The following is a 24,857-nucleotide window of genomic DNA, read 5'->3' as shown; positions in this document are numbered from 1 at the left end:
ATCGTCTGAATCTGAACCGGAGCCCTGACCATCTGAATCATCGTCTGATTCTGAATTCTGATTAGCCGATTGTTGTTGCTGTGGTGGTTGCGGTTGCTCTTTAGAAAGACGCTTTAATAAAAGCATAACCTCGATGGTTTCATCTATAGCAGCCACTGTTGAAGGTAATTTACCCCAATTAATCATCCGCTTTTCAATTTCATCAAAAATTGGAGAGTTTGGAGTGCCTAATTTCATCAGTAGATGTCGAGCATCATCACCAAGTTTCTTTAGGTGAGATTGCCCCTCAATTGCAATACCACGACCAGAATACAATAACCAAGCAAATAACAACCCAGCGGGGCCGTTACTTATTATTGGTTCCTGAAAATAACCCTCTTCGAGCAAGTCATAAGTCATTTTCTGAAATACCCAGTAGGCACCAGAAAACTCCTTCATACAAGCAGTCTCTACGCGACAATCTTCAATGATATTGTTGATTGATAAGAACGTGCTTGATTTACCCTTGAGGTGTTTCTCGAAGACTGAGAAGTCACTGAATCGTAAATGACCACCAGCTTCATGAGTAATTTTTGCTTCAACGAGTCGTGACCAAACTTCATCAGAGGGGTCACCAGCATTGATGTAAATATCTCTGCCATTCGTGTAGCAAGTTCGACGGTCAAAATAGATATTTACGTCAAATCGTGCGTGAATATCTGTAATAACTCGCATTGTGTTTTGAACTTCTTGAATTGAAGCCATAAGGTGTTCCTCCAAAAAATAGGATAGAGCTCCCAAAGGGAGCTCATTAGGTTAGGTAGGTGGGGTTAGCCGAACCAGAAGCCGGTTGTTGACGTTTCGCCAGTGACTTCTTCATAGGTAGGAGTACTATTGCCGCTGTCAGTATCAGTAGAAACTACTGAGTCCTTAATCGCGTCAATAATTCTCGGTTCAGATTCATCTGCGACTTCCATCACCGGCACAATGCCATTTAAGATGGAGCCACGTTCTGTAAGGTTATGTACCAATTTAACCGCGTAGGTCATATCAGAGCCTTCGATGTTCCCAGTTTTGGGTAAGGTATCGAACGCTTCATCAAGTTCATCAACCAATCGGTCAAACACAGTGTGTTGGAATGACATTGAGTAAACGTAATCACGAATAGCTCTTATTGGCTTGAAAGTTCGCTGAATCATTGAACTTTTACCAATAATTTTTTCATAAACAACAACAGCTTGCTCCGCGACGTTATCCAAAATCCCTTCCACGATGTAATCAACAGCTTCCTGTTGGTCATCATTGAAATAAGGTTTGAAGGCCATCGGCGGCAACACGTTGAATTGAAAACGTCTAAAGAAATCATCTTTAGGGGTCTTCAATGACTCAATAATTTCAGCCATATCAGGGTTAGCTTTCTTGTGTTCTTCAACTATGGTGTCATAGCGATTATCACGGTCAGCGACTTCTGAATAAAACTCAGCTTGAATTGCCTTGAGTTCAACGAGTAGAGAGTCAAGTTCATCAACTGGAATCGCGGTAACGCGTCCATATCGGACACCTCGGGCTGCAATAGCGCGGCGTGCCTTAGTCTCCAATGTGTTCTTAAACTGCAACTCAGAACGAGGAAACCACTCAATACGGGCTTTACGAGCAATCTTTGAATTCACTTCCTTTTCGTCTAAGAGAGTTTTAGCATTCGCTAACGTTTTCTCTCCATCACGGCCAGAAGTAGTTACATCGATAATCACAAGCCCATTTTCGAGTCGATTAGCAAATTCGCCATCTTGTTGAGCCACTTGGTCAAGTTGATTTTGAGCTACTGTATCGATATCGAGAGTTTGGGTATCGTTGATGTCTTTCATAATTCCTCCAAGGAATAAAAATTGGAGGGACTGATCCCGGTCAGGGAATCTAGTCCCTGAAGGGGTTAGGTAGGTTTGTTAAGGAGTAGCGAACCTAAGTTCGTTTTTGCTGAAACAATTAATCTGTGTAAACTGATATTGCTTCTTCATTTTCTCTTTAACTTTTTTGTCGATGTAGTTACGCGCTAGTAACTCAGACTGATGGGTTTTACGATAGAAGTTAAGCTTTTGGCCTTTGGCTCCGTAAACAACCAGTGTGTCGGCACCAAGGCACGTATATCCCCAAAGCTTATTACTTCCATTGTCATTGCAATGATACATTTTGAACTTGATTGTACTGATATCTAGACCGTCTAAATCCGATCTTGGCAAATCAGCATCATCACACTCTGAATCATTGCTTGTTACTTTTTTGATTGCTCTTTCAACCAGGTATACGGTTGATCGAGAATATGACCATTCTTATCTTTGAACACTTGATCAATAATCTTTTCGATATCAGCTTTGTCACGAGTGTCGCAGCCATTCCAAAATACATTATTAAACGAAGCACGCAGTGGAGCTCTATCACCATTAATTTGAATGTAGTAGCACCAAGACAAAACCACACGAGTTGAAAAAGCCGTTCCAATACCAGATTTGGTTGTTCGATCTCGATTAGGACCTAACATTGCATCACGCATAGCATTAGCAAACTGGATTAACTTCTTAAGTAACTTCTTGTGGTCGCGTAAGAACGGAAATTTACCAATTACCACTTTCTCTTCTACTTCCGTGCGTAAATACGGAAAAGGCACAACGAATGAACGATTTCGAAAAGCCGTATCCCAACGTCGAGACGATGGATACAAACCAGAAATGTCCCCTTCTCCAGAAGTATTACCTAACGTTACAAAACGATAGTTCTGGTGTGGATAGATGATTTCTCCTGTGTCTTCAATAGACCAAGGTTTCGTCATCTCAGAAGGAAGGTGAAGTTTGGCAATAAAATCTAAAGACCCTTTATCACATTCATCAAGCAAAACACATTTTCCGTGTTTCATAGCGTCAGCGATAGGTCCATAAACATATTCCGTTTGACCGTTTGACAACACCCAGCGGCCTTGCATCTTCTCAGGGCGTAATGTCGGGTTAACAGACACCAGCACAGTTGGCCAATTAAGGCGAGCACAAAGCCAAAGCATGAAATCAGTTTTACCAGACCCCGTAGGACCAACCATATGCATGAAGTTAGGTCGTTGAGGTGAGCAAAACCAAGATATAACTTGGGAAAGTTGTTTTTCATCTGGAATATAACCTGCGATTTCGCGAGGTACATCTGGATGACGGTGTTTAGGGATCTGAATAACTGCCGTTACTGCTGCTGGGACAAACGGTTTGAACACGTCGGCCATACGAACAGTAATCATCTCTGAATAATCAATTTCTTCAACAGTAGAAGTTGGTTGGTTATTCGTGTCTACAGTAGTCACAGGGTTAGCATTAGACATAGTTAATTCCTCCAGGAATAAAGTGTGGGGTTAAATTAATATGGGTAGTTAATTAAGGGGTTAAGCTGTCTTGAGAAAGAAAGCTTTATTAGCATCTTCAAGTAGCATTTCTGCTTTATGAAGAAGTTTGGGGTTATTCAGTACCTGAGCCTTTCGAAGAAGGCGCAGAGCGCGCCTTTTTCGTGCTGCAGATACATTTTTCTGGTGAGAAAAATTCATATCCGCGTACCTCGAATTATTGCTGGTTATAAGCACGCTGACGGAAATTTCCGTTGCCTGCTTGTGGGCGGAATTGACGCTGTGTAGAGTCAGGTTGTTGTGCATTATTGGCATTCTGCTGTGGAGCATTCTGCTGTAGAGCATTATACGCTGGACCATTCTGTGGAGCGTTATTGTACGCAGGAGCATTTTGCTGCGGTGCGTTGTTATACGCAGGAGCATTTTGCTGTGGAGCGTTTTGCTGTGGTGCGTTGTTGTACGCAGATCCATTGTTTTGTGGGGCTTGATTCGCAGCTTTTAAGCTTTGAAGTTCGAACTTCTTAACCATACCAAGAACACGACTAACGCGGAATTCATGTCCAGTGACATTATTGCCGTTTTTGTCGGTGTAATCGTTAGTAGAGAGTTCAGTTTCGACCATTAAAGAATCACCTTTGTCTAAACCTTGTTTGAAGTTCTGATCAAAAGTTTTTTGTGAAATTGACAGGCGAGCCCAGTGGGTTTCATCTTGCCAATTTTGTTGCTCATCTTTAAATGAACGAGTTAATGCAATTGAAACATTGTACCAAGTACTGCCATTTGCATTTTTCTGTTCAATCGAACCAACATTGCCGCCAAGCGTAAAGTTACACAATGAAGGTAGTCCAAATTGATTAACAGAATTGCCATCAATTTCGCCTAACACATTATGAAGTTCATAATAAGTATGCGTAAGTTCGCTGTTATTGTTACCAGTGAATTTACACGTCTTAAGAGATACTTTACACACATAACCAACACCGACTGGAAACTCTAATTGCCCATGGGCAAAAAGTTGAATCTGGTTAGTACGTGACTGCATTTGGTTTTGACCGTCTACCCAAGAGGTAACTTGATCGGCCCAGATGGTCGTGTTGCCATTCTCAATTTGAGAACCAGTAACTACGAATGCGATAAGGCCATTGTTTGAACGGAAAGGTTTCATAATTAATTCCTCATTAATAAAATAACGTGGAACTATAGATAGAGTAATCCCCTAGTGGGATATCTATAGCCCACTTTAGGGTCAGGTTTATGACTTAAAAAAGTCACTGGGGACATAGAATAAATCTATGGGAGAATTGCTATTAGCTCTCCAACTAAGGGAGAAAAGTATCACTTTAAAAAAGTGAAAAAATTTCTCGGGTAAATCACCTATAGTAAACCCCAAGAACGGGAGACTTTTGTAAATTAAGCGCAGCTTTTTTAGTGTTTAACTTTTCCGTAAGCTAAGAAGCGTTCAAAAACTCATTTTTTAGCTGTTGCAGTTTTTCTGCCTGAGCTGCCGAATCTGGCTCTTCATTTCGCTGTTGTACGGCCAACTCAATTCGATCTGGAACCGCCTCTCTCAAAAATGACAACTGCTCTTTGAAGAAACACAGTCGCAAGTACTTCTCAGCTCTTGTTATCCCCACATACAACAAGCGACGCTCTTCCTCCCAATGCTTTTCGCCTAAACCATCTTTATCTGGTTGCGGAATTCTTTCATCTTGACAGCTCAATATCGCGACTTTCGGAAACTCTAGTCCTTTAGAGCCATGCAACGTAGCGATCACTACCTCATCTGTACCAATCTTTTCAGCCTTTTTAGCGTTTATTTTGGTTATCCGGTCATGAAACTGATCTGCGGCCTTAGCCAAACTGCCAAGTGACGCAGCTGTTTTGGTTAGGATGTCAGCCATCGCTCCAAGAGCCGCAGGAGAGTTCATATTTCGTTGCGCCATCACCATTGAAATGATCTTTCGTTGATACTCGGCGTTGACCGTTTTGCTTGGCTCTTTTGGGACACCTTCATGCATGAACATTTCAAAAATTGATTGGGTGTGGATTAGCAATGATTGGCTTTGGGTTAAGGTGGTTACCGTCCCAATAAAGTCGATTCCATTTGATTTAGCACTTTTCGCCATATCAATCATCACCTCATCTTCATGCATGTAAGCTAAGAAATCTTGTAGATACCGACTGTTACGGTGTGTCAGCATCCACATCAACTTGATATAACAAATTACATCGGCTGACTCAAAGAAGCTCTTACCGCCGAGGCGCTTAACTTTCACTTTATGTTTGGACAACTCCAGCTCAACTGTATCGATTTCTTTATTGGTTCTAGCCAGTACCGCCCACCCGCCTTGATCGGCAAGGATACCTTCAACAACACTTTCAACTTGATGGTCTTCATCCTTAAAACCATGACAATCGACAACACCGCCCTCCTCTACGTGTGACCTTAATTCTTTGGGAATTCGTTCTACATTGTGTTGAATTAGGTTGTTGGCCACATTCAGTATTGCTGGTGGACATCGATAACAAATTTTTAAGCTGTAGGCTTTCGCGTTTAGATCAGCTTGCATGTTACGGAAGTTATCGACCCCTCTTGCATTTCGAAAGGCATAGATTGATTGGTCATCGTCTCCAACAACCATGATGCAACAACCTCGTTTAGCGTGCTCGTAAAGAAACATATATTGGAGATCGTCGGAATCCTGAAACTCATCAGCACATATGTGAGTAACGCCTAAAGTTTCTGACAGTGGTCGAATTGTTCCATCTCGCAGACCATGAATAACGTCGCGAGATATCTGATTTAGGTCGACTTTGCCCTCTTTTCGCATGATGCTTTCATAAGCTGCAAAAAGTTTCAGTTTGATAGATGAGAATTCTGAGCGAGGTATAGTTAAATACTGTCCGATCGTACTTATCGTTTTCTCTGCTTCCTCATAACTCATCGCCACATGACAAGCACGCATCGCTCGCTCAATATAGATGTTTAAGTGTCCACCCATAACAATCGTTTTATATGAGTTCGTCTGACGCCAAAGCTGCACAGCCATAGAATGAAAAGTACTTGGAAATACACGAAGAGTCTGACTTCTTGGCATTGTCGACTTAAGCCTACGTTTTAAGTTGGTAGCCGCTGCATCTGTGAACGTCAGCATGGCAATTGCGTGTTGCTCAGAATCGGTAAGCACCCTTTCAGCATAACGCACTGACACTTCAGTTTTACCTGAACCGGGCAATGCAACAACCATGATATGGCCTTCCGCATTAACGCAAAGATGTTGATCTGGATTTAACATATACGTGACTCGTACTGCTTCATGGATTTGAATATGTACATCAGAGTAGGAGATTATTTAGCTACAAAGTTCAATTAACGAAGGAAATTCACTTTGTTACATCGTTTCGACATCCGTCACTAATTTTGAAAATAATCCGAAGCTTCCCCCCATTTCCCCCCGTTTTCATTGGCTGGTTTTGTGTATTTTTCGGCTCATGATGTATAAATGTAAGTAGATTTAATAAATACTCATACAGTTTCACTTGGCTAAGGAAGACAGAATTATGGACCTATTCAAAACAGCATCAGTCATTACCGCCGCTTTACTCTTGAATGCATGTGCGTCCAATAGTGCAAAATACGAAGTACCGGAATTAGGCACATCAAGTATCGCGCTCCAAGTTACCCGTTCAGCAGGAAGTGGAACGATCATCGAAGACCAAACCTTACCTAAAGGTGCAATTTCGGATGTGGGAATCGGTGGCTATGTGGGGTCTACGTTATTAGGGCTACCATTGGGCTCTATGGCAACGGGTTTCGGATTGGCCATCCTAGCGGATCAAAAGTACGGTTGGGATCGAAGAAACCTAGTTATGTACTTGGATGCTGATACTTATAGTGGCTTAGACGAGTATGAAATGTGTAAGGTTGTCATGTCTAAAATGGATGAGGTAATGGTTCCTTCATTCGACACACTTCAATCCTTTACCAAAAAACCATTGTCGCCAGATTCGAAGTTTTACGATGAAAGATACAATGGTGGTGAAAGCCTTTGTGTTGAAGGGTATCCACTTGATTCAAACGTGGACTCCCACGCAGCGATATATTTCAGAGGAGTGGACACTGCCTTCTTAGGGACGAGAGTCGGTGTACGGTCTATTTCGGAACCTTTCAGTACAGACGTGTTCGATGCTGACCTTAAAAAGCAGATCCCAGATACAAATGTCATCGCGGTCAGATTTACTTATTACAGTAGCCTGATAGCACACATGCAATACAGCGACGCTGAAACAACAGGCTTTGTAAATGCCAATGGCTTATCCACCAGCCCTTCTATTAAGCTCCCGACCGCTACTTTTATGAGTTTACCGATGAAGGAATATATCGCTGATTCTCAGTACATTCCTAACATCAATGCAGTGCGTAACAATGACACGGTGTACTATTTCGTTAAGCCGGTTGATGGACAGCAGTTCACTCAAAAGTTGTCGGAGTATCACTCGACGGTCACTGAGATTCTTGAACGCGCCAAAAACAAAAACTCGCATACAAAAGTTTCTACGCAGTAAGGAGCCCGAATATGGAACAATTCATGACAGTGGTTTTTAAGTTTAAAGAGGGGGCGTCCTTACCCAAGAAGTTGACACAAGCGTTCTGCGCGGATTCGAAGTATGAAGATGTTGAAATAACCGCTATCTCGTGCGACGACGAAATCAGTCGTGTTGAGCAACTAGAAGCAGACAGCTAAATAGTCAATATGAATACAAAGGGCTTACATTGTAAGCCCTTTTTCATGTTTCGAAGTCAGCAGTATCATTGATGGTTAGTTATCCGTGATATACGCCATGTACTTCTCTAGGCGGCACTCATAGAAATTAAGGTCATCGACCCACAGAGAAATCAGCTGTTCTTTGCCTTGGAATGGGGCGACAGAACGTAATTTCTCAAGTAGACCATTTTGTTCACTCTTTGGCGCACGAAGGGTAACGTTGATACCCGTTCCCCCTGTATTCGCCTCCACGATAACTTTACCCCTTGTACAGTGACTTTGTAGTACTGCTAACCCAGCTTGTAATTCAGTGAGTTGATTCATGCCATTTGTCCTTTATAAATGAAATCTAGTCGTCCAAAATCGATAACGGAGAGTCACACACTGGTGGTCTAGGGTAAACCGAGCAATCTAAGTTACCAGGCATTGCCGCATCATGCGTTTCTTTCAAGTTTGCATCAGCGTCAGTTGACTCGAATCGCGCTTGGTTAAGGTCCACAGGATTCAATGCATCATCATTGTTCGGCATCCAAGCTTGGCTCGACAGTGTATCGATATTTAAGTCATCATGTTCAACGGCTAACCCAGAGGCCATGATCAAGTTTTCCCATTCGGTTAAATCTATGGCGTCCCAATCCAACTCACTGACTTGTTCAAGCGTCATACCAGAACATTGTCCATTTCTAGGATCTAGGCTGATATTCAGTTGAGGCGCAGCCTGCTCCATGATGATACGCCCCAATGGACTTGGGTAGCAGCAATAGTGCTTCCGTTTTATCAGACAGCCGAAAGGGGTATCTTTATGGCAACTGGTAGAGGAATATATACATTGTTGTTGGTCAAGCTTCATACCCATGCCCATTTCGAGGTCGTCGCACTCCGAAATCATCATTGCGCCCAATTTAATCAGCTGATACGCGGCATACACGGCCATAATTGTTGCAAATGCACCAGAGACAGCTGGGTTGAGTGACACTGTGGTAGTGGCTGTTGAACCCGTCCCCTCAGTCACGGTATCAAAGATGGCATCTCGAATTGCATCTGGGATCAAATCCGCGACCTTTTTCATCAATTCACCTTTGATTTCGTCTAACAAGCTCTCTGTGGCGGCCTCCGCTGCGGCCTCTCCAACTTCACCCGTGACATTACGAACTGCAAAATCCCATCCAGCGCTCACGGCATCGGTTACATAAGTTACTGTGTCGGTGACAGGAGTCGGGTAACTCGACGCCCACGAACCGAATCCCGCACCCGAACTAGCCAATCCAGCCAATGATTGCTCCATTGCGTAGTGATGATAGACCCCTTTGATATAATCGAAGATATTAGTTTGGCCTGCGGATAGCGTGCAGCAATTGAAGCCAAGTCCTGTTTGCTCGATACCGCAATATGACACTTCACCATTGAAAACTTTGCAGGTAGAGACATCATCTGGATTTTCACATTCCATGTTCGATTTGATGTCTTCGAGCATTTTGAACGTTGCCATCGCTTCTGCAAAATCATCATTCATCTCTAGCTCGGAATAGCGGCAATCTCCACCCACACACTGCATTTCACCCGTGCAGATGTCTTCCTCCATCGTGTACGAGTAGTTTCCGTTTGTGTAGGTATTACATTCGTAGACTGACTCTTGAACGTAGGCTCGACCCGTTATCGGGTCAACAAAGGCTGGATTTTGTTCAATTAACGCACAATCAGCACTGTTTCTGTATGGCTCGCATCGGTCCGGAATATTGGCATTAAATTCAGTGAAAGAAGTACAAACCCGCTCATTGCTTTCAGGCCAATAAGGTTGGCCACAAATTTGCTGATCAGGTAAGGGGTTACATTCATAGTTGACGGCGTTGGCCTTTAGACACTCTTTACCATCGCTCGTTTGGCCAGCACGAGGAACATTTATCGGCAAGCCAATCAAAAACGGATCGTAATCGTCTATATGCGCGGCTTCTGTATCGACGCACTCCCAACCACCATAGCTACACATCATGCCTTGTTGTCCACCACTTTGATTCAAAGGGTTGCTACAATCTGGGTTAATGTATATTTCGTCGCCTTCATTACCGAACACACCACACGTTGATGGGTCTTGAATCCACCCAAGTTCAGCAGCACAACCTACAGGCGATTGTTCTATGAATTCTCGGGGGTCGATTGGATCCACGGTACGAACTAGGATGGTGGCTTTACCTTCCCCTCCACCACCAACACCGAGGCGCATTTTGAATTTGACAATACCGCGATTAGAAGCGCGAGCGGCTTCAAATTGGCCTGTTATATTGGTATTCGTTGTAAAGACTCGGCTAGAGCTGAATTCACAATTGGTATGCTGGTATGGAAAGCCAGTTTCGTCTACATATGGGTGCGCCCAATTGCCGTTTTCATCATAATCAGGGTATGTAGAACCGCTATTGCCAAACCAATACGACTTGGTAGGAACGTATTGATAAACGATTTCGTCATTAAGAGTAAACTGAATGACATCATCCACCCACACGCGTTCAAAGGTCACGGAGCTGATACGCACATCGTCTTCGAGTTCAAATTCAACAAAGTTAATTTTGTGGTAACACCCCATTCCGTGGTCATTTGTGCCGTTATTTGTAGGGTCACCTACCGTCAACCTGAAGGTATGAGAATCCAGAATTTCTACATCACCACTCCCCGAACGCTTTTTCAAAGGGTAAGTTGTGTGTCGCGTCAGTTCACACTTCATTAAGTTCGAACGATCGGGTTCCATGCATTCATTTTGCACTTTTCCGACATACTCCCTGTTTACTGAATACGTGTTTGTTTCAGTGGTGCAGGCACTATAAAAGTCAGAATCTGAATCTTCGAGGTTATTGGCTAAGTCTTTAAAGATGTTGTCAGCATCGACCATGATAGCGTCATCGGACTCTAGCTTTTGGTAATTGTCGTTATAGTTCAGTTTTAAGGTGTTGTATGCCTTAGCGTCATAATCTGACTCACTGCCAACTGTGTTGCTAGAAAATCTATCAGAGACACCTTGCCCTGAATCTCTGAGTTTGTTTTCATTTTGATAGGCTTGGTAAGCGTCGAATTGCCCTTCTGATCCAACACGCTCAACATCCAATCCAAACAATTCTGAGTTGCCTAGCGAGTTACCACCTACAGTAGCATTACCACCGCTGTAAGTAGGTGTTTGAAAGTTTCCGTATATCTCATCAAGTGACATATCCTGTGCGTAGGTCACCGTTGAGGTAGATGCATACAGCACACCGATAAAAGAAACATGAAAGATCTGAACCAGAAACGCGAACAAGCTAAAGTGAGTCAGTATTCGATTAAACATAACGCCCTGCCTTTTTCTCAAAACAAGATCAGGTTAATCCCGTAACACTTAAAAAATTTCAAATAGCGAGGGCATTTTGAGTTTTTGTTAAACGAATACAAAAAACCACCCGTTAGGGTGGCTCTCTAAAGTTACCTTAAGCAGCAATCATTCCAAGAATACAAAAGATAAACGAACGCTTCCCGACCAGGGACCAATCGCCCGTTCCCCCACTTAAGAACGCTGTCACCGAGTTTATGACAACAACCTGTTGATAGTGGAATTGAAGATCCTCCCCCACCTTTAGGTTGCGAGCTCGCCTCTCTTACTGGGTAAAGCATGGATGAACGATATTGTGTTTTTGGCAACATTGGCGCGTAGTTCGGTTCACAACTGTCTTGAATCATATGATTACCCATTGTCAGCTGTGCTTGCCCACGTCGGTGTAGAGTGGCCATCAAACGCGTGGTTAACAACGAAGTGCCACGTACCGGATCGTCACTGTACTGATTATTACCAGTCATTGGGTAAAGGTTCCCTGAACACCCAGCACAAAAATAGTTTTCAACCACCTCTCCACCAGCCAGTATTTGAGCGCAATCGGCTGTACAGATAGACGTCGCTATTGGGTTCGAAAAGATAACGGTTTCCGGAAACATCACGAACGCCAACAAATCATCTTGATACAACGGGTCGGCTTCGGAAAAGTACGCCAAATCCAATGTTGTCGCCCCATCATAGGTACAATCCGCATTGGCAAACATTTCAATCATTTGCATTACTGGGTAAACCCAATATTTATAGTGAAAAAAAGAAGTTTCTGTATCGTCAATCGCTGTTTCTGTTCGGCCTTGTCCAGCACGGGTATTATCGTCTGCCAAACGAACACCGAATGAAGGCATGCAGTATGGCGTTGGTGAAAAAGATACGATCCTTGATGGTTGGAAGAATCCGAGCGGTATACCCCATTCAGGGACACCTAGCTCATCAGCACACATGCAAAAAGGCTTGCTCGAAGCGGCACCTTTAGGCGCGTCCCCACCAATACCGGCTAGTCGAATTGGAAGTAAACAGCTCCAACACATACCGTCGATGACTGTACTCAAGATGTTGGCATCGGGACATAAGTCGCCTGCTTTGTCGTTATCCGCAGCCACAGAATATAAGCTCGCCATGCTTATCATTGTGGACATCAAACCAATCAAAAAGAACCTAATCATATGTTCCTCCCTTTAGTTCTTATTCACTTGCTCTATCACAACACCAGCAGCGTCAATACCTTGTTCTTTAATGTTGTTCACGGAATTCGAGAAGTTTGGGTTATCTTTCATTAGCTGATCTGCAGCATCAATGCTTGATTCAGTAATGTCCCTCACAGAGTTGGCTAGATTGGGCTGTGTATCAGCCAACCACACACCGAGAGCGACGCCGAAACCAATAAGTACGAGATTCTTAATCATGTTGTGTTTTCCTTAACTAGTTTGTTTTGGATTGATTGAACGGTGTAGGTTGGCCACCGTCAGCTACTTGTAGGTTGACCTGAGTGACTGTTTGCGCTGAATACTCATTTATCTGGAACATACCCTCATCGGTACTAATTAACCGAGTCGGGGTCACTTCCAAATCAAATCGATCGATGACTTCTTTAGTCAGGATGGTCACGTCATAGGTGAACTTCTTATTTAACTCAGATATGTGGTCAAACCCCCTATCCTTGTCGATACGTGTAGAAATGAGTTTCACTTTCCCGCGAGATTCATTGAGAGACATGTACTTTACAAACTCCACTTCCTGTTCGTCGGTCGCATCAAAGATAAACATGGTTAAATGTGCAGGTACTATGTCGTGGTTTTTAAGCGGCTTGAGGGGATTTATTAACTCTCCTTTCTTGGCCAGAATAAGACCATTCACCGCTTTCACATCAGCAGTGGCTATTACTGTTGGGTCAAAGTCGAACTCACGGTCTTTCGCGGCTGGTGGAAGAGTATGAAAACTGCGGTTATGCCAATGGCGTGCTATTGCTTGTTTTTGTTCCGTTTCCCAATCCACGGCCCTCATTCTATTTTTTGACTCTTCAATGAAGCTTTTTTCTGCGATAGGAAATATGGACCCCATTTCACCAAGGAATACCTCGGAGCCGTCATAATCAGGGTTTGCTGCCGCGCTTTCCGTCTCGTTCTGTAAGTAGCTTGCGCTGATTAGACCTTTCACTTTCCCGACGAGTTTTGTGTTATCGGATAATTTGCGCTCATAAACCATCGTTGGAACTTGTTCAATGTTGAAACGCTCGAATGCCATTGGATCCATGTAAACAGCGGCTTTATTGATTCGTTTCAGTTTGTCTGGGTTCTCGGCATGCGTGCGTATGTCATCTTGAGCATTAGCCAGTTTGACCTTTAATTGCCACAAACCTTTAATCATATCTGGTACGCCCACGTCGCCAGGTCGTAAGCCGTTAAACACAACACGGCCTCCCCACTCTGCAGCGAGCTCTAGCACCTCTTTCATTTGGTGATCAGGCATTGAACTCGACACGAATATCCAAAAAACAGTGTTCGCTTCTTCATCGTCGTATTTGTTGTCTACTTTTTGACTTGGAGACGAAGGGTTAGGCTGCTCAATGCTTATCGAATCGAGATTATCAATTGTCAATGTGGAGGGAGCGAATGCTAAGGGTTTTGGTTGTCCTTCATTGACAATGGAATTGGCTTGATACTGAGTTTGGTTATCATCGATAACATCTTGAAGGGCTCTGAAATTGATATCTGGCGTATCGTCCTTGCGATATTCGATAAGAGAGTCCGATTGGTCAGAAATAGTACTGTTCAACAACTTGGCGTGATCCGCCATTTGTTTCAGTTCTTTCATCATTTTAGGGTTCAAGTTACTTGCATCTAAAACTGCTTGAGTACCTTCAACTTCATGGGCGTTGGATATGATGTCGTTACTTCGTTGTACATTGTCCAGATCTTCTTGAGTGAGTTGTCCGTTAGCCAACGCGTAAGTCGCAATGAATGAAGTTAGTAACAAGACGTTGTGTGCCTTAGAGAAATGCATAGCCAACTCCGATAATTTGAGAGTGTTCAACTAAACCCCAGTATCTTGAATCAAAAGAGGTAGGTAGCGTGCCAAGAGCGAAATATTGACCTTCAGGGACAACGAAAGTTTTATTGAGGGTATCGAAGTCGATTTGGGCATAATTAATCATTCGACGAGCATCAGCCGCATAACGAATGACCTCCCCATCTTTGGTGGTCACGGTGACTCCATCCAAGTCAAAGGTCACGGTATCGCCAGCAACACCAGCTGCTATTTTCAAGAAATTGGTGCCATGTGCGAAATAAGGTTGTGCGTTAAGCGACAGGAAGGACATGAGTTGCCCACGCTTGGGGAAATGATTCTTAGAGTCGATGACAGCGGCCTTGATAGGTAAACAACCCAATGCTGTTGGGACCAATGAAATCTGATACCGACCACTAAGTAACAATACGGCCAACACTAAGCCAACGAGCGTGCCGAATATTTTGATATATGTGTACTGTGTAATGTTCATACGCCGCCATTATCGAAACATTGATAAACTGGATATACGTAATCTTCACACTTTATTTAGTCATAAAATCCAAATAGGCAGCCAAATATTGATGACTATTTGATCTATTTGCTGTGCTTTTAAAAAAATTGGGAATGATAAGTACAACACATCAAGAAATGCTAATATATGAAATCGAACGCATCAAAGACACTCGATGGTATGAAAAACACAAACTCTTTAACGTTGATTGACTCAACCTTAACCCATAACGCTCTGGTCGACTTAACAGCCGTATTAAAGCAAGCACTGTTGCAATCTGAACTCGCTCTACAGTCGTCATTAGAAGCCAACCAAACATTGATTGACCCTTACCCTGTCATCCCTCTGCGCATTCTGACTGAAGGCATACGTAGTGCTTACTATCAAAATACCGGATACTCAGCAGATACGTTTTTAAGCCCCTATGCTGATGAGTCCCCCACCGTTTACTACCGCTTGTGCGTCCATACGAAACAATTGCTATCGGATATCGAAACACACATCGAACAAAGCTCGCCAAAATCTAAATAGCGAGTGCGAAGTTGTATAACCCTGTTAAATGTCATGCAGGGATTCCTTTTATGAACACGTCAACATTTTCACCAAACAATCGTCCAATTCAGAAGCCTCAAAATAACAATGGTCCATCGACTGCTAACGTACATTCGATGCCTGCAAACGGACCAAGCCAAAACCAACCTCAGAACCAACCTCAGAACAACCAAGCGTTAGCGCGATCTGTACCACCAGCAAATAACCCGCAACAGGAAGGAAACAAACACAATCCATTCAAAGCAAATAACCCTGCGCCTGATTCGAATTCGCTGCGCCAGATCCGAGCACATGGTTACAAAGTTCATGGCGGTAAAGCAGCGTTAGAAGTGAAGCCGGACGAAAAGCTGAAGTCGAGCCAACAGGGTATTGTTGATGAAAATGGCGAGCAAAATATTTTCTATACCATTCGTTTAGAAGCTGCCCTTAGTAATAACTCAACTGATCGCTCATACAACTGGAAAGATAAGGTCGCGATTCAACTCACAGACATCGAACTGCCATTGTTCATTGGTGTATGTTTGGGTTATTACCAAAAGATAAGTTTCAGCAATCATGGTGTCGGCGGTGAGAAATCATCGAAATTCTTTGGCGTAGAACACCAAGGTACGAAAGTCTTTTTCCAAGTAGGTCAGAAGGACAAATCGGTCAGACCCGTACCAGTAAGCCTTCCACAAAGTATGCATATTGGATTAATGGCCCTAGAGGTCTACTGCAGAAACTTTCCGGGAGTGGATTCCAATACAGTACTGAACTCAATTTCCAGTATGTGCGGAATGTACATATCGCAACAGACACTGGAGATTAAAGACAAGGTATAAAATCAACGGTAATTATGCACAAAAGCTCCTCGCGGAGCTTCAGGGGAGAGTGCTAGTTAACTATCGGAAACGAACCAGGATCATGATTTTGGATGGGCGACCTTAAACGTTTTATCAAACACGCTGACCATGACAACGTTGTCGTGCTGATACACATACATCGCATTGCCGGTCAGCGTTTTCTCACCTTTATATTCAATAACCCTTGTGTACTTATAAGAACCCTTATCGCTCAAGTCGAACAAAACGACGCCCACCCGTTCACCTGTGGTTGTCTTTGTTTTGGCGAAACCCAGAACATAAGGCTTGTTATCAATAGAAATCGCTGTGTCGATATAGAGTTCATCAAATTGAGTGGCCAACCCATATAGGTACTCTTGTGTCTTCCATTCGACCCGCCCCTCATATCCCTCTTTATAAATTGGCGCTTCAATGTAGTTGAATGAGTTCGGTTTCCCAGAAGACGCAACGACCGTCACCTTCTCACCACTTGTTACTACGGTTGCATGCTCTTTATGCTCCGCTAAGAACGCGTAGTCGTATCCACTTAACCTTGAATAGTCCATCGCCGCATGCCTTATGACATACAGTGACTCCTTCCCATGATTCAAATTCATTAAGACGTACCGACTCGATATGCGTTTGGGATCAGTCAAGTGGATTTCACCATCAATGATCGGAGCTTCGTATGACTTAAGGTTAAATTCATTCAATGACACTGGCGTCGCCGCTTTGAAATACTCACTGGCACCATCAACTTTGTGAGATGGACTGTGGTTAGTATTTACGGGGGGACAATACGCAGCATCTTCGGGTTCACTTGAACAACCAGTAATAACGAAGACGCTCGCAATAAGACAACTGAATAGATGGGGAGATTGGTTCATTGGATCGTCCTTTGAGTAAAGTTACAGAGTCATTCTAATTGGGCGATCCACACTTTATTTCAAATAACGACGCGATTTTGACTTTTTAAGTAGGTTTGTTTTTCTAAACATTTAATCTTTCTGGTGTATACTAATTTTGAACGAGTGAATGACATAAGTTTATTCTTAGTTCCTCCATACAAATCCGACTGGAAGGGGTTCCAGAAGGTCAATCCTCGGATTGAAGTCTTGCAGGAGAGGTCTTGCGAGCACAAGTCTCTTGGAAGGGGTTTCAAGAGCGAGAATGGGCTCATTACGAGCCCTTTTCTTTTTTTTAAAGCACCATCGTCAATCAATCACCGTAATTTCTTCCTTTATTTGAATTCCTGTTAAGTCACTCTTGATAACATCAATCTAATTCACTTTGATTTAAATAGGTCAAGTATGAAATTTCGATTATGTTTTCTTTCAATTTGTCTTACCGCTTCTGGGTTAGCGCATTCAGCAATCGAGGGGTTCGAGTTCACCGATACACTCGGCATATCCAAGCTTGTAAAAACGAACACTGCCGAATCCACGTTAATTAATAACGTCGGCCAATTAGGGGTTCATGTTAGTGCGGGATTAGATCGTCGCATCCGAGTCAATATTCTTCAGAACGGCGTTGCTGTGACCAACAGCACGGGTAACGTGATCACGGTCAATGATTCACAGTCTCCATTCAATAGTGAGTATTTCGGTTCATTACTTAACGTTTCTATTCCCTCAGAAGGCAGTTTTACCGTTCAGGCGCAAACGCTGTCACTAGATGGAGAGGTGGTTAATTCAGAAACCACGAACATCATTAGGGATGTCACGCCACCAGCCTCTGATGATATGTCAGTAAAATACATGTATGGCGGCTATGTAAACTCAATGCTGCCTGCCGGAAGCTGGTATTTATCAGCTCAAATGGGTTCCTATACCTCAACCATCGTTGAAGTCAAAAATGTCTCCGATACATCGGGCATTGATAACATTGAGATGGAAACCTTCACCTTCGACGCCGAAGACAATCGTATTCCATATAAATCGAAGAGCCTTGCCTACACTGAGTCAAAACTATCTGCTGAAATAAACCTTTCAGCGAACTCTACTCTATTCCCAGTTGGTAATGCGATTGATCGATTCCAAACGCGAACAAAGATTTCGGACAAGGCCGGTAATGTCACCTATACCGCCTATCAAGATGTGTATTGGGACTCGTTACGAACGGACACACTAGAGGCTGTTGGTGTCTTGGTTCCAGGGAGTAGCAATGTAATTGGCGGATTAACCGGGTTTCAACCTTATGTGCGCGACATGGAGGTAGATACCAATCCCGTAACGGTCTTATACCGTGTAGCAGATTGGAATTTTCGCGATGATTCTGGGAGCTTCGACAATGCGGGGGGAATCTGGGCTTCTGGAGCTAACGCCGTATACACAGACAGAGGTGACGGGTTTATATATTTTGTCGATACCTCACCCGCTGGAGCCATCGGTATATCATGGCGAAACCAAGCGCATTACCGGAATGTGACTGGGCCAAGTCTTTATAGTGTAACACTCTCAGATAGCGCCCGACAAACTCCTGTCCCGAGATATGGGCAATACTATTATTCGGATACACAAGATTGGGGGTCATGGAGTCGACGTGTGTACAATGATGAACTGCCAGTACAGATCGAACGCATACGACTTTTTGTAAATGCTAGAAGTTATCCTCAAATTGCCTATCACGCAGGGCATTCATGTTCGGTTCCGACAGGGCAAGATGTATGTGATGTTATCCTAAGCTCACCTTGGACAATGACAGCTGGTGGATCGGCTTATTATCACAGTAGCTTCACTGTACGTAGTGAAGACCAGACTTTATCGAGTAACCCTACGTACCCCGTTGGATCATACAATGATAGGTACTATCCATCTGTAGAGGAAACCTCATTTAATGAAGATACCAAGGTCTTATCGGTTCGCGTCGAGCTTACATGCCATACGTGCTACCAAAATAGGATTTACATGGATAGATATGAACTGCAAGATGCCGATGGAAACAAGCTCAATGTCTCGCGATTTAACTCAACGGTCAACAGCACGACTTTTGAAGGCCAATATAATCTAACCGAGCTACCAGAGGGGACTCATGAAGTCTACGTCTATGCAAGAGAGCGCCACGGTCCAGACACTCGTAAACATGCCGTCACTTACGTCAGTGACAAGACCGCTCCATCGATACTCATGGGTTATGATGGAAGCACTTTATCAGATCAGGTGACCGATTTGAGAAAAGTGACCTTTACCGTTTCTGACAGCTCTAGCATCAATGACATTACTGTCTCATTACGTGGTTCTCGTTATGACATTGACTATCAGCTTGGATACTCACTTATTGAAGAAACAGTAAACAGCCAAACCTATCAACTCGAATTACCTAAACTCTTCCCCACGCTTGATGAAAATGAAATCTATTCGTTATCGGTCGTTGCTGCAGACGAATTTAGTAATACCAACTCAATACTCAGAAGTTTCAGTTACAAGCCCGAAAACTTGATTGTCATGGACACCATTGACTATTTAGCGTCGCAAAGTAATACACCGCTGTATTTATCAAATGGTAAACCAATGGCGATCATCCTGACAGAGCGAGCACTCACACTCGAAAACAGTATGTTGGCCACGGGTGACCAGCAGGGTGAAATCACCAACAATGCCTCCTCGGACTTCCCTATTCGAATTCAAACTAAAAACGGTTGGGTTGAAGTCACTCCGGGAGAAACGAAGGACATCGTAATCGACTTAGGCAATGGTGACCCCCTATATGTCGAAGTCTATCCGGTTTCAGATAACAACAATGGACAAGCCGATTTTCTGTTTAATTTGCCGCAACTCAGTTCAGCGTATATCGATTGAGGTACTGGTGCGTCCAGAGCAGTACGTTCGTAATAAAAAAGGAGCTTGACGCTCCTTTAATTGTTTAACTAAACAGAAAATGTACATGCAACGAGCGTATAATCGTCTTTTGCGCCTTTCCGTTCAATACGACGTAATAAGCTGTTAGATAATTTTGTGACATTTTTCATGGTGTTCGGTGAGAATCTAGGGTTTTCCTCCCAGTACGCATGTGCGCCATCACTCATCAGATAAATAGTTAAATTCTGTAGGTCATCAACGTAATCAGAAACTTTAAAGCTGAAAAACTCAGGTTTCATTGGTACAACTTGAGATATAGCTGTTGTGATTAGGTTTTTCCCTGTTGCGTTTTTCAATTGGGCCTTCGTATATAACTTCTGATCGATCAACATTTGATGCTGAGTATGATCTTTAGTTAGTTGGACCAACTTGTTTCCTTGCTTTACGTAAGCTCGACAATCGCCAATATGACCAATTATTATTTCGGTTGAATTTACGTATGCATAAGTGAGTGTTGTTGAAGCCACTTCATATTCAGGGTCATAGTTAGACAGCACTTTAACGTTCGTTAAGATACCTTCGAATAAATCTGGAGAAAGTAAACGAGCCTTGGACAGATGAGACTTCTCTAAATACTCAACAGCAGCCATTGAAGCTAAATCAGAGCCCTTGTAAGAACCAACTCCATCGGCCACTGCAAAAAGAAAACCATCATCACACCTAGTGGGGGTAAGGATCGAATCTTGGTTTACTCTTTTATCAGATTTAGCATGAGTGAAACTACTACATTCCTTTAGCTTTAGCATTATTCGACAACCTCAACAACGTTGGTTATATCTTCCAAAACGAGATCAATATTCGTATATCGAGTGCGTGCTTGGAAATCAGCACATTTTGCAATTATTTTCTGCAAATGTTTATCTTGAACGTCCAACTCTTCAAACACTCTACCTAAAGCAAAAATATCCGTTTGATGCGTGTAGATGCCTGAGTACATCAATTCTGGAGCACAGTATCTCGTAGTACCAAGAATGGTTCCGAAAGAAGTTAGAACCTCAGATGTTGGGTCAGGATCGGTTTTTCGAATTAAACCAAAGTCTGAAATCTTATAGAAGACATCTGGTGTTACCTCACCGTTCAATTGTATGTACTTATCATGTGAAAACTTCAGAATATTAAATGGCTTGATGTCTCTATGTAGGTAACCTTTACTATGAATATGTTGTAAACCTTTACACGTCATAATCATGACATCGAGTTTGTCTTGCTCACTTAGTTCATTTGCTTTAATGAGATCCGCCAAGTCACAATCTGCAAGTTCCATAATAAAGTAAGGTGAATCACAGTCTAGATCTGCGAGGTAGATATCAACGACATACTTGTGTTCACATTTATTCTGACTGAAAACCTCACGCTTAAATCGTTCTTTAAACATTTTAAGATCGTTCTTTGGAGCCAAAACCTTACGCGCATATTGATTAGGTTGTTCACCTTCTTTGTAGTTTCTGACAAGCTCGATTTTTTCGACAAAGCCAAAACCGCCTTCGCCTAAAGGTTCAACAGTTGTAAATTTATAGTTCGCGATAGATAACACGAATAGACCTCAAAACGTTGTCCATCAATTATTGACAGGTTTATTAATGTACAAATCATATAGTTGCCGTGAGAATACAACATTTTAAATAAGAGGGCGAGATTACATAGTTCACCTTACAGCAGTGATATCCGCTTTTTTGATTTCGGATAATTTCTGCTTGGTATGAGACATTAGTACTCTCCCACATTTAGGCATATCTCAGAAACATAAATCATCAACGGTTATTACGAAGAAGCCCCTGTTCACATAAGCATGAACAGGGGCGGTAAAGGCGCGTGAGAATATCTAATCGCTTCGCCCTGTTAATCGTCAGTAAATAGTACTGAGGGACGGTATAGAGAACATAAATTGAGCCGTACCTTCCATTCGCTCAGACGGAAACACTTCAACTTCCAAGAGGTCACCTGCAGGCCCAAGATCTACCATCACCGCTTTGGTTTCGCCTGGTAACACATTCACAATACCCGTATCCGCCACAATCGAGATAGCGAAGTCCGAATCCTTACGGTTACTGATTTCCGCTGTTTGTGGACCAGTTGCACGTTGCCCACCTTCAATTATGAGCGGATCTTCGGTGTAAATTCGAGCCAGTGCATTTGATGAAACATCATACAAAGCTTGGTTTGCAGGTACGTAAGGTTGTGCCTCAACAACAATCAGGTTATCTGGCTCATATCCAAAGGATATTTCTTTGTTTTGTACGTTCTTCTGCTCATCTTCAGCGGTAATAATTAGCTTGTACCTTTCTCCTTCCTCATAATTGAGCGTGGGGAATATTTTGGGCTTCGCTACACGAAACAGCCCATCACCATGAGATAGCACCGCCAGATAGACATTCTCTTCAGCATCAGATCCCAACAGTTGCACACTAGTCGGCACAGCCTCACTGAAATCTTCCAAATGGATTTCAAGATCACGTATATCACTCAACACCTCGGGTAATGCTTCGCCTGAATACATAACCTGTATCTTGGGCTTCACAGTATCAATCGTGAACGTTTCAACGCGGTTGGTTTCGTTGCCATACGAGTCAATGACTTTAAATACAAAAGGCACATTCATTTCAACATCTAGAGCAGACACATCGAAGCTGAAATCGTATGTCTGCAAGTCGATCTGATTTGTATGAGAGACAGGGATGTCTTGTGGACCGGCTCCAATGTTGGCCGTTGCCGAAATGGAGCTATATCGCCACATGGAAGACCGCCAATCAAAAACAGTATCGGCATCATACGTTTGCATCGTAATGTTTTGTGCGGCTCCGTCATAATGAATAGAGCGAATGGCGATTGGATTGAAATCCCAATATGTATATAAGTAACCGCCGTGAATGTTCATCGAGCCGTCTTCTTTAGCGGTATAGATAGAATATGGGATATAACCGCGCCCTGTGGCGTAAATATAGTTCGTACTGATATCGCATGATGTCGCGCCGGGGTTCACGTAGCATGAGCCGCCAGCGGTTATGGTGAGCTTTTGTCGATAACTACGTGGCTCAACGAATACTCGCACGGCATTGATTGTATAGGGAACATTCGTTTTCGGTCTGTCATTGGTGATCCACTCACTTGATAAATTGGTTTTGTGCCACACCCCCGTAAATTTCGGTGCCATATCAACCCCCGCAGCGAGGTTGAAATTCAAATCACGATATCGATAAGTCGAACAGTAATGACCCGATTCCGTATAAAAATGGAAGTAGCTATACATTTGAGGGTAGTTAATGGTCGGCTGGTAATACGCATACGTAGAGTCTGTGTTGCTGACCATATGATTGAGTTTCTTCCAACCATAAGGGGAGTCATTAGTAGCAAATTGTGAGAGTAAGCGGCCATATCTAATCGAGACTGGGTTGCTGTATATCGTCATACCTGAGTAGTACGATTCCCAAACGCCAGATTGCGCGTTACGTACTTCAATCTTATTGGAGCTGGTGGCTGGGCAAGTAAAGTCCATATGTGACGATCGAGCAAGGGTACTTACATTACCTGATGTATCATAAACATCGATTCCAAATTGGTAATATCCGGGCGCAGGGACAAGTCCCGCACCAGTGGTGGCCGCGATAGACCCCGCCACAATCACGGTTTTTCTTTCTAGATTATATTCAACGTCTTTGTATTTCTTGGAACCATCTGGTTGCTTAACCCAATATCTGGCTCGTGAGATGCCGTTGTTGTCACTAATGTCACTCACTTCAAGCTGCTTCGTTGTCCCTGTGTTCCCAAAATTATCGATGTGACCATAATATGCATTGAGAATGTGAACGAACTGCCCACTGATCACCGGCTTAATCGTGTCTTGCACAAATGTATAAGATTCCGTTGAGACGACTGCATTGGATAAATCTAGGTATTCCACAACAACGGTGTACTCCCCTTCGTTTTGAGGCACCTTGCTGAGAACCACTTCCTTACCGTAGAAATCCTTGCCGTCTATGTTCAGTCGATCATGGATATTTATGACAGCGGTCAACTGACTTTCAACTAGACCTGAACCATGTTGCAGTCGAACCTGAATTTTTCTATCCAAACCAGATGAAATCTTAAGGGTCAGCGTGTCTCTTATGTTGACCATGTTCAATTCACGGCCATCGACGCTTTTAGGGTTGCCACTCGTATCGGTAAATGAAACTTGTTCTAGCGCAGCCGAAGCGATTGGAACATTCGTTAGCCCTAAAATCATTGTCATTAAGGAGAGCTTTAGTGTGGTCTTCATTTTCTCTGTACCTTTCAAAGTCAGCCATGCGGTCTATGGTCGAAACAAAGGCATCGGCCATCTCACCGATGTTATCTTCTGTGGTACATAGAAATTCCAATTAATGGCATGATTTTCAGTGATTGTTTTACGTAACTGAAGGTAAAGGGAGAAGATTGGCTACCGCGCTAGGCTTGGTTAAATGAATGACAAGAAAGACCAACGCCGTCAGTCTCGCCATTCATTTTCGAGGTAGAGAAGGTGTATTGTACGTATAACTTAATCGGATGGGCTTCGAGATCAGTCAGTGTCAGTCGTCGTACTGGTAACGGGCTTTGACCCAGTAGTTTGTGAGTCTATAGGCTTACGCTCAAACTTTAGGATAAACATAAAGACATTAATTCCGACA

At 43.2% G+C, this 24,857-nt stretch carries 21 protein-coding genes; 5 read left to right on the top strand and 16 right to left on the bottom strand.

Translation table 11 applies throughout. The features are described 5' to 3' along the window. The 6 genes from AB6E78_RS04025 to AB6E78_RS04000 all read right to left on the bottom strand — a co-directional run. Window positions 1-744, bottom strand: a 744-nt coding sequence (locus AB6E78_RS04025; RefSeq protein ID WP_372153733.1) for a hypothetical protein, incomplete at its 3' end; no start/stop codon positions are given. Between the two features lie 65 nt (window positions 745-809). Beyond that, a complete protein-coding gene (locus AB6E78_RS04020; protein WP_081230317.1) occupies window positions 810-1,844 on the bottom strand; it encodes a DUF3150 domain-containing protein in 1,035 nt (344 codons plus the stop codon). Window positions 1,845-2,248: 404 nt separating this feature from the next. Continuing rightward, a complete protein-coding gene (locus AB6E78_RS04015) occupies window positions 2,249-3,334 on the bottom strand; it encodes an AAA family ATPase (protein WP_081230315.1) in 1,086 nt (361 codons plus the stop codon). A gap of 60 nt (window positions 3,335-3,394) precedes the next feature. Beyond that, window positions 3,395-3,553 (bottom strand): hypothetical protein, encoded by a 159-nt coding sequence (locus tag AB6E78_RS04010; RefSeq protein ID WP_154723760.1) that lies wholly within the window; start codon window positions 3,551-3,553, stop codon window positions 3,395-3,397. A 16-nt stretch (window positions 3,554-3,569) separates the two neighbouring features. Beyond that, window positions 3,570-4,517, bottom strand: coding sequence for a single-stranded DNA-binding protein (locus tag AB6E78_RS04005; RefSeq protein ID WP_372083463.1), 948 nt, complete (start codon window positions 4,515-4,517; stop codon window positions 3,570-3,572). Between the two features lie 283 nt (window positions 4,518-4,800). Continuing rightward, window positions 4,801-6,648 (bottom strand): ATP-dependent helicase, encoded by a 1,848-nt coding sequence (locus AB6E78_RS04000; protein ID WP_102367669.1) that lies wholly within the window; start codon window positions 6,646-6,648, stop codon window positions 4,801-4,803. A gap of 265 nt (window positions 6,649-6,913) precedes the next feature. On the opposite strand from AB6E78_RS04000, the gene AB6E78_RS03995 reads away from it, so the two are divergent. Together AB6E78_RS03995 and AB6E78_RS03990 are read left to right on the top strand one after the other, a co-directional pair. Beyond that, on the top strand, window positions 6,914-7,918 hold the full coding sequence (locus tag AB6E78_RS03995) for a hypothetical protein (protein ID WP_136987061.1): 1,005 nt from the start codon (window positions 6,914-6,916) through the stop codon (window positions 7,916-7,918). Between the two features lie 11 nt (window positions 7,919-7,929). Next, window positions 7,930-8,097, top strand: a complete 168-nt coding sequence (locus AB6E78_RS03990; protein ID WP_165919345.1) for a hypothetical protein — start codon at window positions 7,930-7,932, stop codon at window positions 8,095-8,097. A 75-nt stretch (window positions 8,098-8,172) separates the two neighbouring features. Here AB6E78_RS03990 and AB6E78_RS03985 read toward each other — a convergent pair whose 3' ends face one another. The 6 genes from AB6E78_RS03985 to AB6E78_RS03960 all read right to left on the bottom strand — a co-directional run bounded on the left by AB6E78_RS03985 (window position 8,173) and on the right by AB6E78_RS03960 (window position 14,963). Further along, window positions 8,173-8,442: a hypothetical protein gene (locus AB6E78_RS03985; RefSeq protein WP_136987062.1), complete on the bottom strand. Its 270-nt coding sequence runs from the start codon at window positions 8,440-8,442 to the stop codon at window positions 8,173-8,175. A 25-nt stretch (window positions 8,443-8,467) separates the two neighbouring features. Continuing rightward, window positions 8,468-11,431 carry a conjugal transfer protein TraN gene (gene traN, locus AB6E78_RS03980; RefSeq protein ID WP_372103844.1) on the bottom strand — a complete coding sequence of 988 codons (2,964 nt, stop codon included), beginning with the start codon at window positions 11,429-11,431 and terminating at the stop codon, window positions 8,468-8,470. 131 nt (window positions 11,432-11,562) lie between these two features. Then, window positions 11,563-12,630, bottom strand: a complete 1,068-nt coding sequence (locus tag AB6E78_RS03975; protein WP_081230309.1) for a TraU family protein — start codon at window positions 12,628-12,630, stop codon at window positions 11,563-11,565. A gap of 12 nt (window positions 12,631-12,642) precedes the next feature. Further along, complete coding sequence (locus AB6E78_RS03970) at window positions 12,643-12,870, bottom strand: hypothetical protein (RefSeq protein WP_081230308.1); 228 nt, start codon at window positions 12,868-12,870, stop codon at window positions 12,643-12,645. A gap of 16 nt (window positions 12,871-12,886) precedes the next feature. After that, the gene (locus tag AB6E78_RS03965; protein ID WP_372129070.1) at window positions 12,887-14,467 is read right to left on the bottom strand and encodes a TrbC family F-type conjugative pilus assembly protein; all 1,581 of its coding nucleotides are present in this window, start codon (window positions 14,465-14,467) and stop codon (window positions 12,887-12,889) included. Then, a complete protein-coding gene (locus tag AB6E78_RS03960; RefSeq protein WP_086714935.1) occupies window positions 14,454-14,963 on the bottom strand; it encodes a S26 family signal peptidase in 510 nt (169 codons plus the stop codon). The genes AB6E78_RS03965 and AB6E78_RS03960 overlap by 14 nt, the downstream gene beginning before the upstream one ends. Window positions 14,964-15,164: 201 nt before the next feature. Between AB6E78_RS03960 and AB6E78_RS03955 the strand changes: the two genes are divergently transcribed. Then, window positions 15,165-15,515 (top strand): hypothetical protein, encoded by a 351-nt coding sequence (locus AB6E78_RS03955; RefSeq protein ID WP_133150988.1) that lies wholly within the window; start codon window positions 15,165-15,167, stop codon window positions 15,513-15,515. 50 nt (window positions 15,516-15,565) lie between these two features. Beyond that, window positions 15,566-16,357 carry a hypothetical protein gene (locus tag AB6E78_RS03950; protein WP_372129069.1) on the top strand — a complete coding sequence of 264 codons (792 nt, stop codon included), beginning with the start codon at window positions 15,566-15,568 and terminating at the stop codon, window positions 16,355-16,357. Window positions 16,358-16,437: 80 nt separating this feature from the next. Here AB6E78_RS03950 and AB6E78_RS03945 read toward each other — a convergent pair whose 3' ends face one another. Further along, entirely contained in the window at window positions 16,438-17,244 is an 807-nt protein-coding gene (locus AB6E78_RS03945) for a hypothetical protein (protein ID WP_136987067.1), read from the bottom strand. Window positions 17,245-17,667: 423 nt separating this feature from the next. Here AB6E78_RS03945 and AB6E78_RS03940 point away from each other — a divergent pair, with 423 nt between their 5' ends. Then, a complete protein-coding gene (locus tag AB6E78_RS03940; RefSeq protein WP_136987068.1) occupies window positions 17,668-20,154 on the top strand; it encodes an Ig-like domain-containing protein in 2,487 nt (828 codons plus the stop codon). 68 nt (window positions 20,155-20,222) lie between these two features. Here AB6E78_RS03940 and AB6E78_RS03935 read toward each other — a convergent pair whose 3' ends face one another. The 3 genes from AB6E78_RS03935 to AB6E78_RS03925 form a co-directional block, all read right to left on the bottom strand. Further along, window positions 20,223-20,960 carry a PP2C family serine/threonine-protein phosphatase gene (locus AB6E78_RS03935; protein ID WP_102305764.1) on the bottom strand — a complete coding sequence of 246 codons (738 nt, stop codon included), beginning with the start codon at window positions 20,958-20,960 and terminating at the stop codon, window positions 20,223-20,225. Then, a complete protein-coding gene (locus AB6E78_RS03930; protein ID WP_102305763.1) occupies window positions 20,960-21,748 on the bottom strand; it encodes a serine/threonine-protein kinase in 789 nt (262 codons plus the stop codon). Before AB6E78_RS03930 ends, AB6E78_RS03935 begins: the two co-directional genes overlap by 1 nt. 312 nt (window positions 21,749-22,060) lie before the next feature. Then, entirely contained in the window at window positions 22,061-24,469 is a 2,409-nt protein-coding gene (locus AB6E78_RS03925; RefSeq protein ID WP_136987069.1) for an Ig-like domain-containing protein, read from the bottom strand. Window positions 24,470-24,857 lie beyond the last annotated feature (388 nt).

Source organism: Vibrio sp. 10N.247.310.98 (genome assembly GCF_041467395.1).
Lineage (GTDB): Bacteria > Pseudomonadota > Gammaproteobacteria > Enterobacterales > Vibrionaceae > Vibrio > Vibrio crassostreae_C.
The sequence above is the reverse complement of the archived record's forward strand: the minus strand, read 5'-3'. Positions and strand labels throughout refer to the sequence as shown.

Excerpts from the sequence above, each read along its gene's own strand:
- AB6E78_RS03925 (WP_136987069.1), bottom strand. The coding sequence starts at position 24,469 with ATGAAGACCACACTAAAGCTCTCCTTAATGACAATGATTTTAGGGCTA.
- AB6E78_RS04000 (WP_102367669.1), bottom strand. The coding sequence starts at position 6,648 with ATGTTAAATCCAGATCAACATCTTTGCGTTAATGCGGAAGGCCATATC.
- AB6E78_RS04020 (WP_081230317.1), bottom strand. The coding sequence starts at position 1,844 with ATGAAAGACATCAACGATACCCAAACTCTCGATATCGATACAGTAGCT.
- AB6E78_RS03995 (WP_136987061.1), top strand. The coding sequence starts at position 6,914 with ATGGACCTATTCAAAACAGCATCAGTCATTACCGCCGCTTTACTCTTG.
- AB6E78_RS04015 (WP_081230315.1), bottom strand. The coding sequence starts at position 3,334 with ATGTCTAATGCTAACCCTGTGACTACTGTAGACACGAATAACCAACCA.
- AB6E78_RS03975 (WP_081230309.1), bottom strand. The coding sequence starts at position 12,630 with ATGATTAGGTTCTTTTTGATTGGTTTGATGTCCACAATGATAAGCATG.
- traN (WP_372103844.1), bottom strand. The coding sequence starts at position 11,431 with ATGTTTAATCGAATACTGACTCACTTTAGCTTGTTCGCGTTTCTGGTT.
- AB6E78_RS03950 (WP_372129069.1), top strand. The coding sequence starts at position 15,566 with ATGAACACGTCAACATTTTCACCAAACAATCGTCCAATTCAGAAGCCT.
- AB6E78_RS03965 (WP_372129070.1), bottom strand. The coding sequence starts at position 14,467 with ATGCATTTCTCTAAGGCACACAACGTCTTGTTACTAACTTCATTCATT.
- AB6E78_RS03945 (WP_136987067.1), bottom strand. The coding sequence starts at position 17,244 with ATGAACCAATCTCCCCATCTATTCAGTTGTCTTATTGCGAGCGTCTTC.
- AB6E78_RS03985 (WP_136987062.1), bottom strand. The coding sequence starts at position 8,442 with ATGAATCAACTCACTGAATTACAAGCTGGGTTAGCAGTACTACAAAGT.
- AB6E78_RS03960 (WP_086714935.1), bottom strand. The coding sequence starts at position 14,963 with ATGAACATTACACAGTACACATATATCAAAATATTCGGCACGCTCGTT.
- AB6E78_RS03990 (WP_165919345.1), top strand. The coding sequence starts at position 7,930 with ATGGAACAATTCATGACAGTGGTTTTTAAGTTTAAAGAGGGGGCGTCC.
- AB6E78_RS03935 (WP_102305764.1), bottom strand. The coding sequence starts at position 20,960 with ATGCTAAAGCTAAAGGAATGTAGTAGTTTCACTCATGCTAAATCTGAT.
- AB6E78_RS03940 (WP_136987068.1), top strand. The coding sequence starts at position 17,668 with ATGAAATTTCGATTATGTTTTCTTTCAATTTGTCTTACCGCTTCTGGG.
- AB6E78_RS04010 (WP_154723760.1), bottom strand. The coding sequence starts at position 3,553 with ATGAATTTTTCTCACCAGAAAAATGTATCTGCAGCACGAAAAAGGCGC.
- AB6E78_RS03970 (WP_081230308.1), bottom strand. The coding sequence starts at position 12,870 with ATGATTAAGAATCTCGTACTTATTGGTTTCGGCGTCGCTCTCGGTGTG.
- AB6E78_RS03955 (WP_133150988.1), top strand. The coding sequence starts at position 15,165 with ATGAAAAACACAAACTCTTTAACGTTGATTGACTCAACCTTAACCCAT.
- AB6E78_RS04005 (WP_372083463.1), bottom strand. The coding sequence starts at position 4,517 with ATGAAACCTTTCCGTTCAAACAATGGCCTTATCGCATTCGTAGTTACT.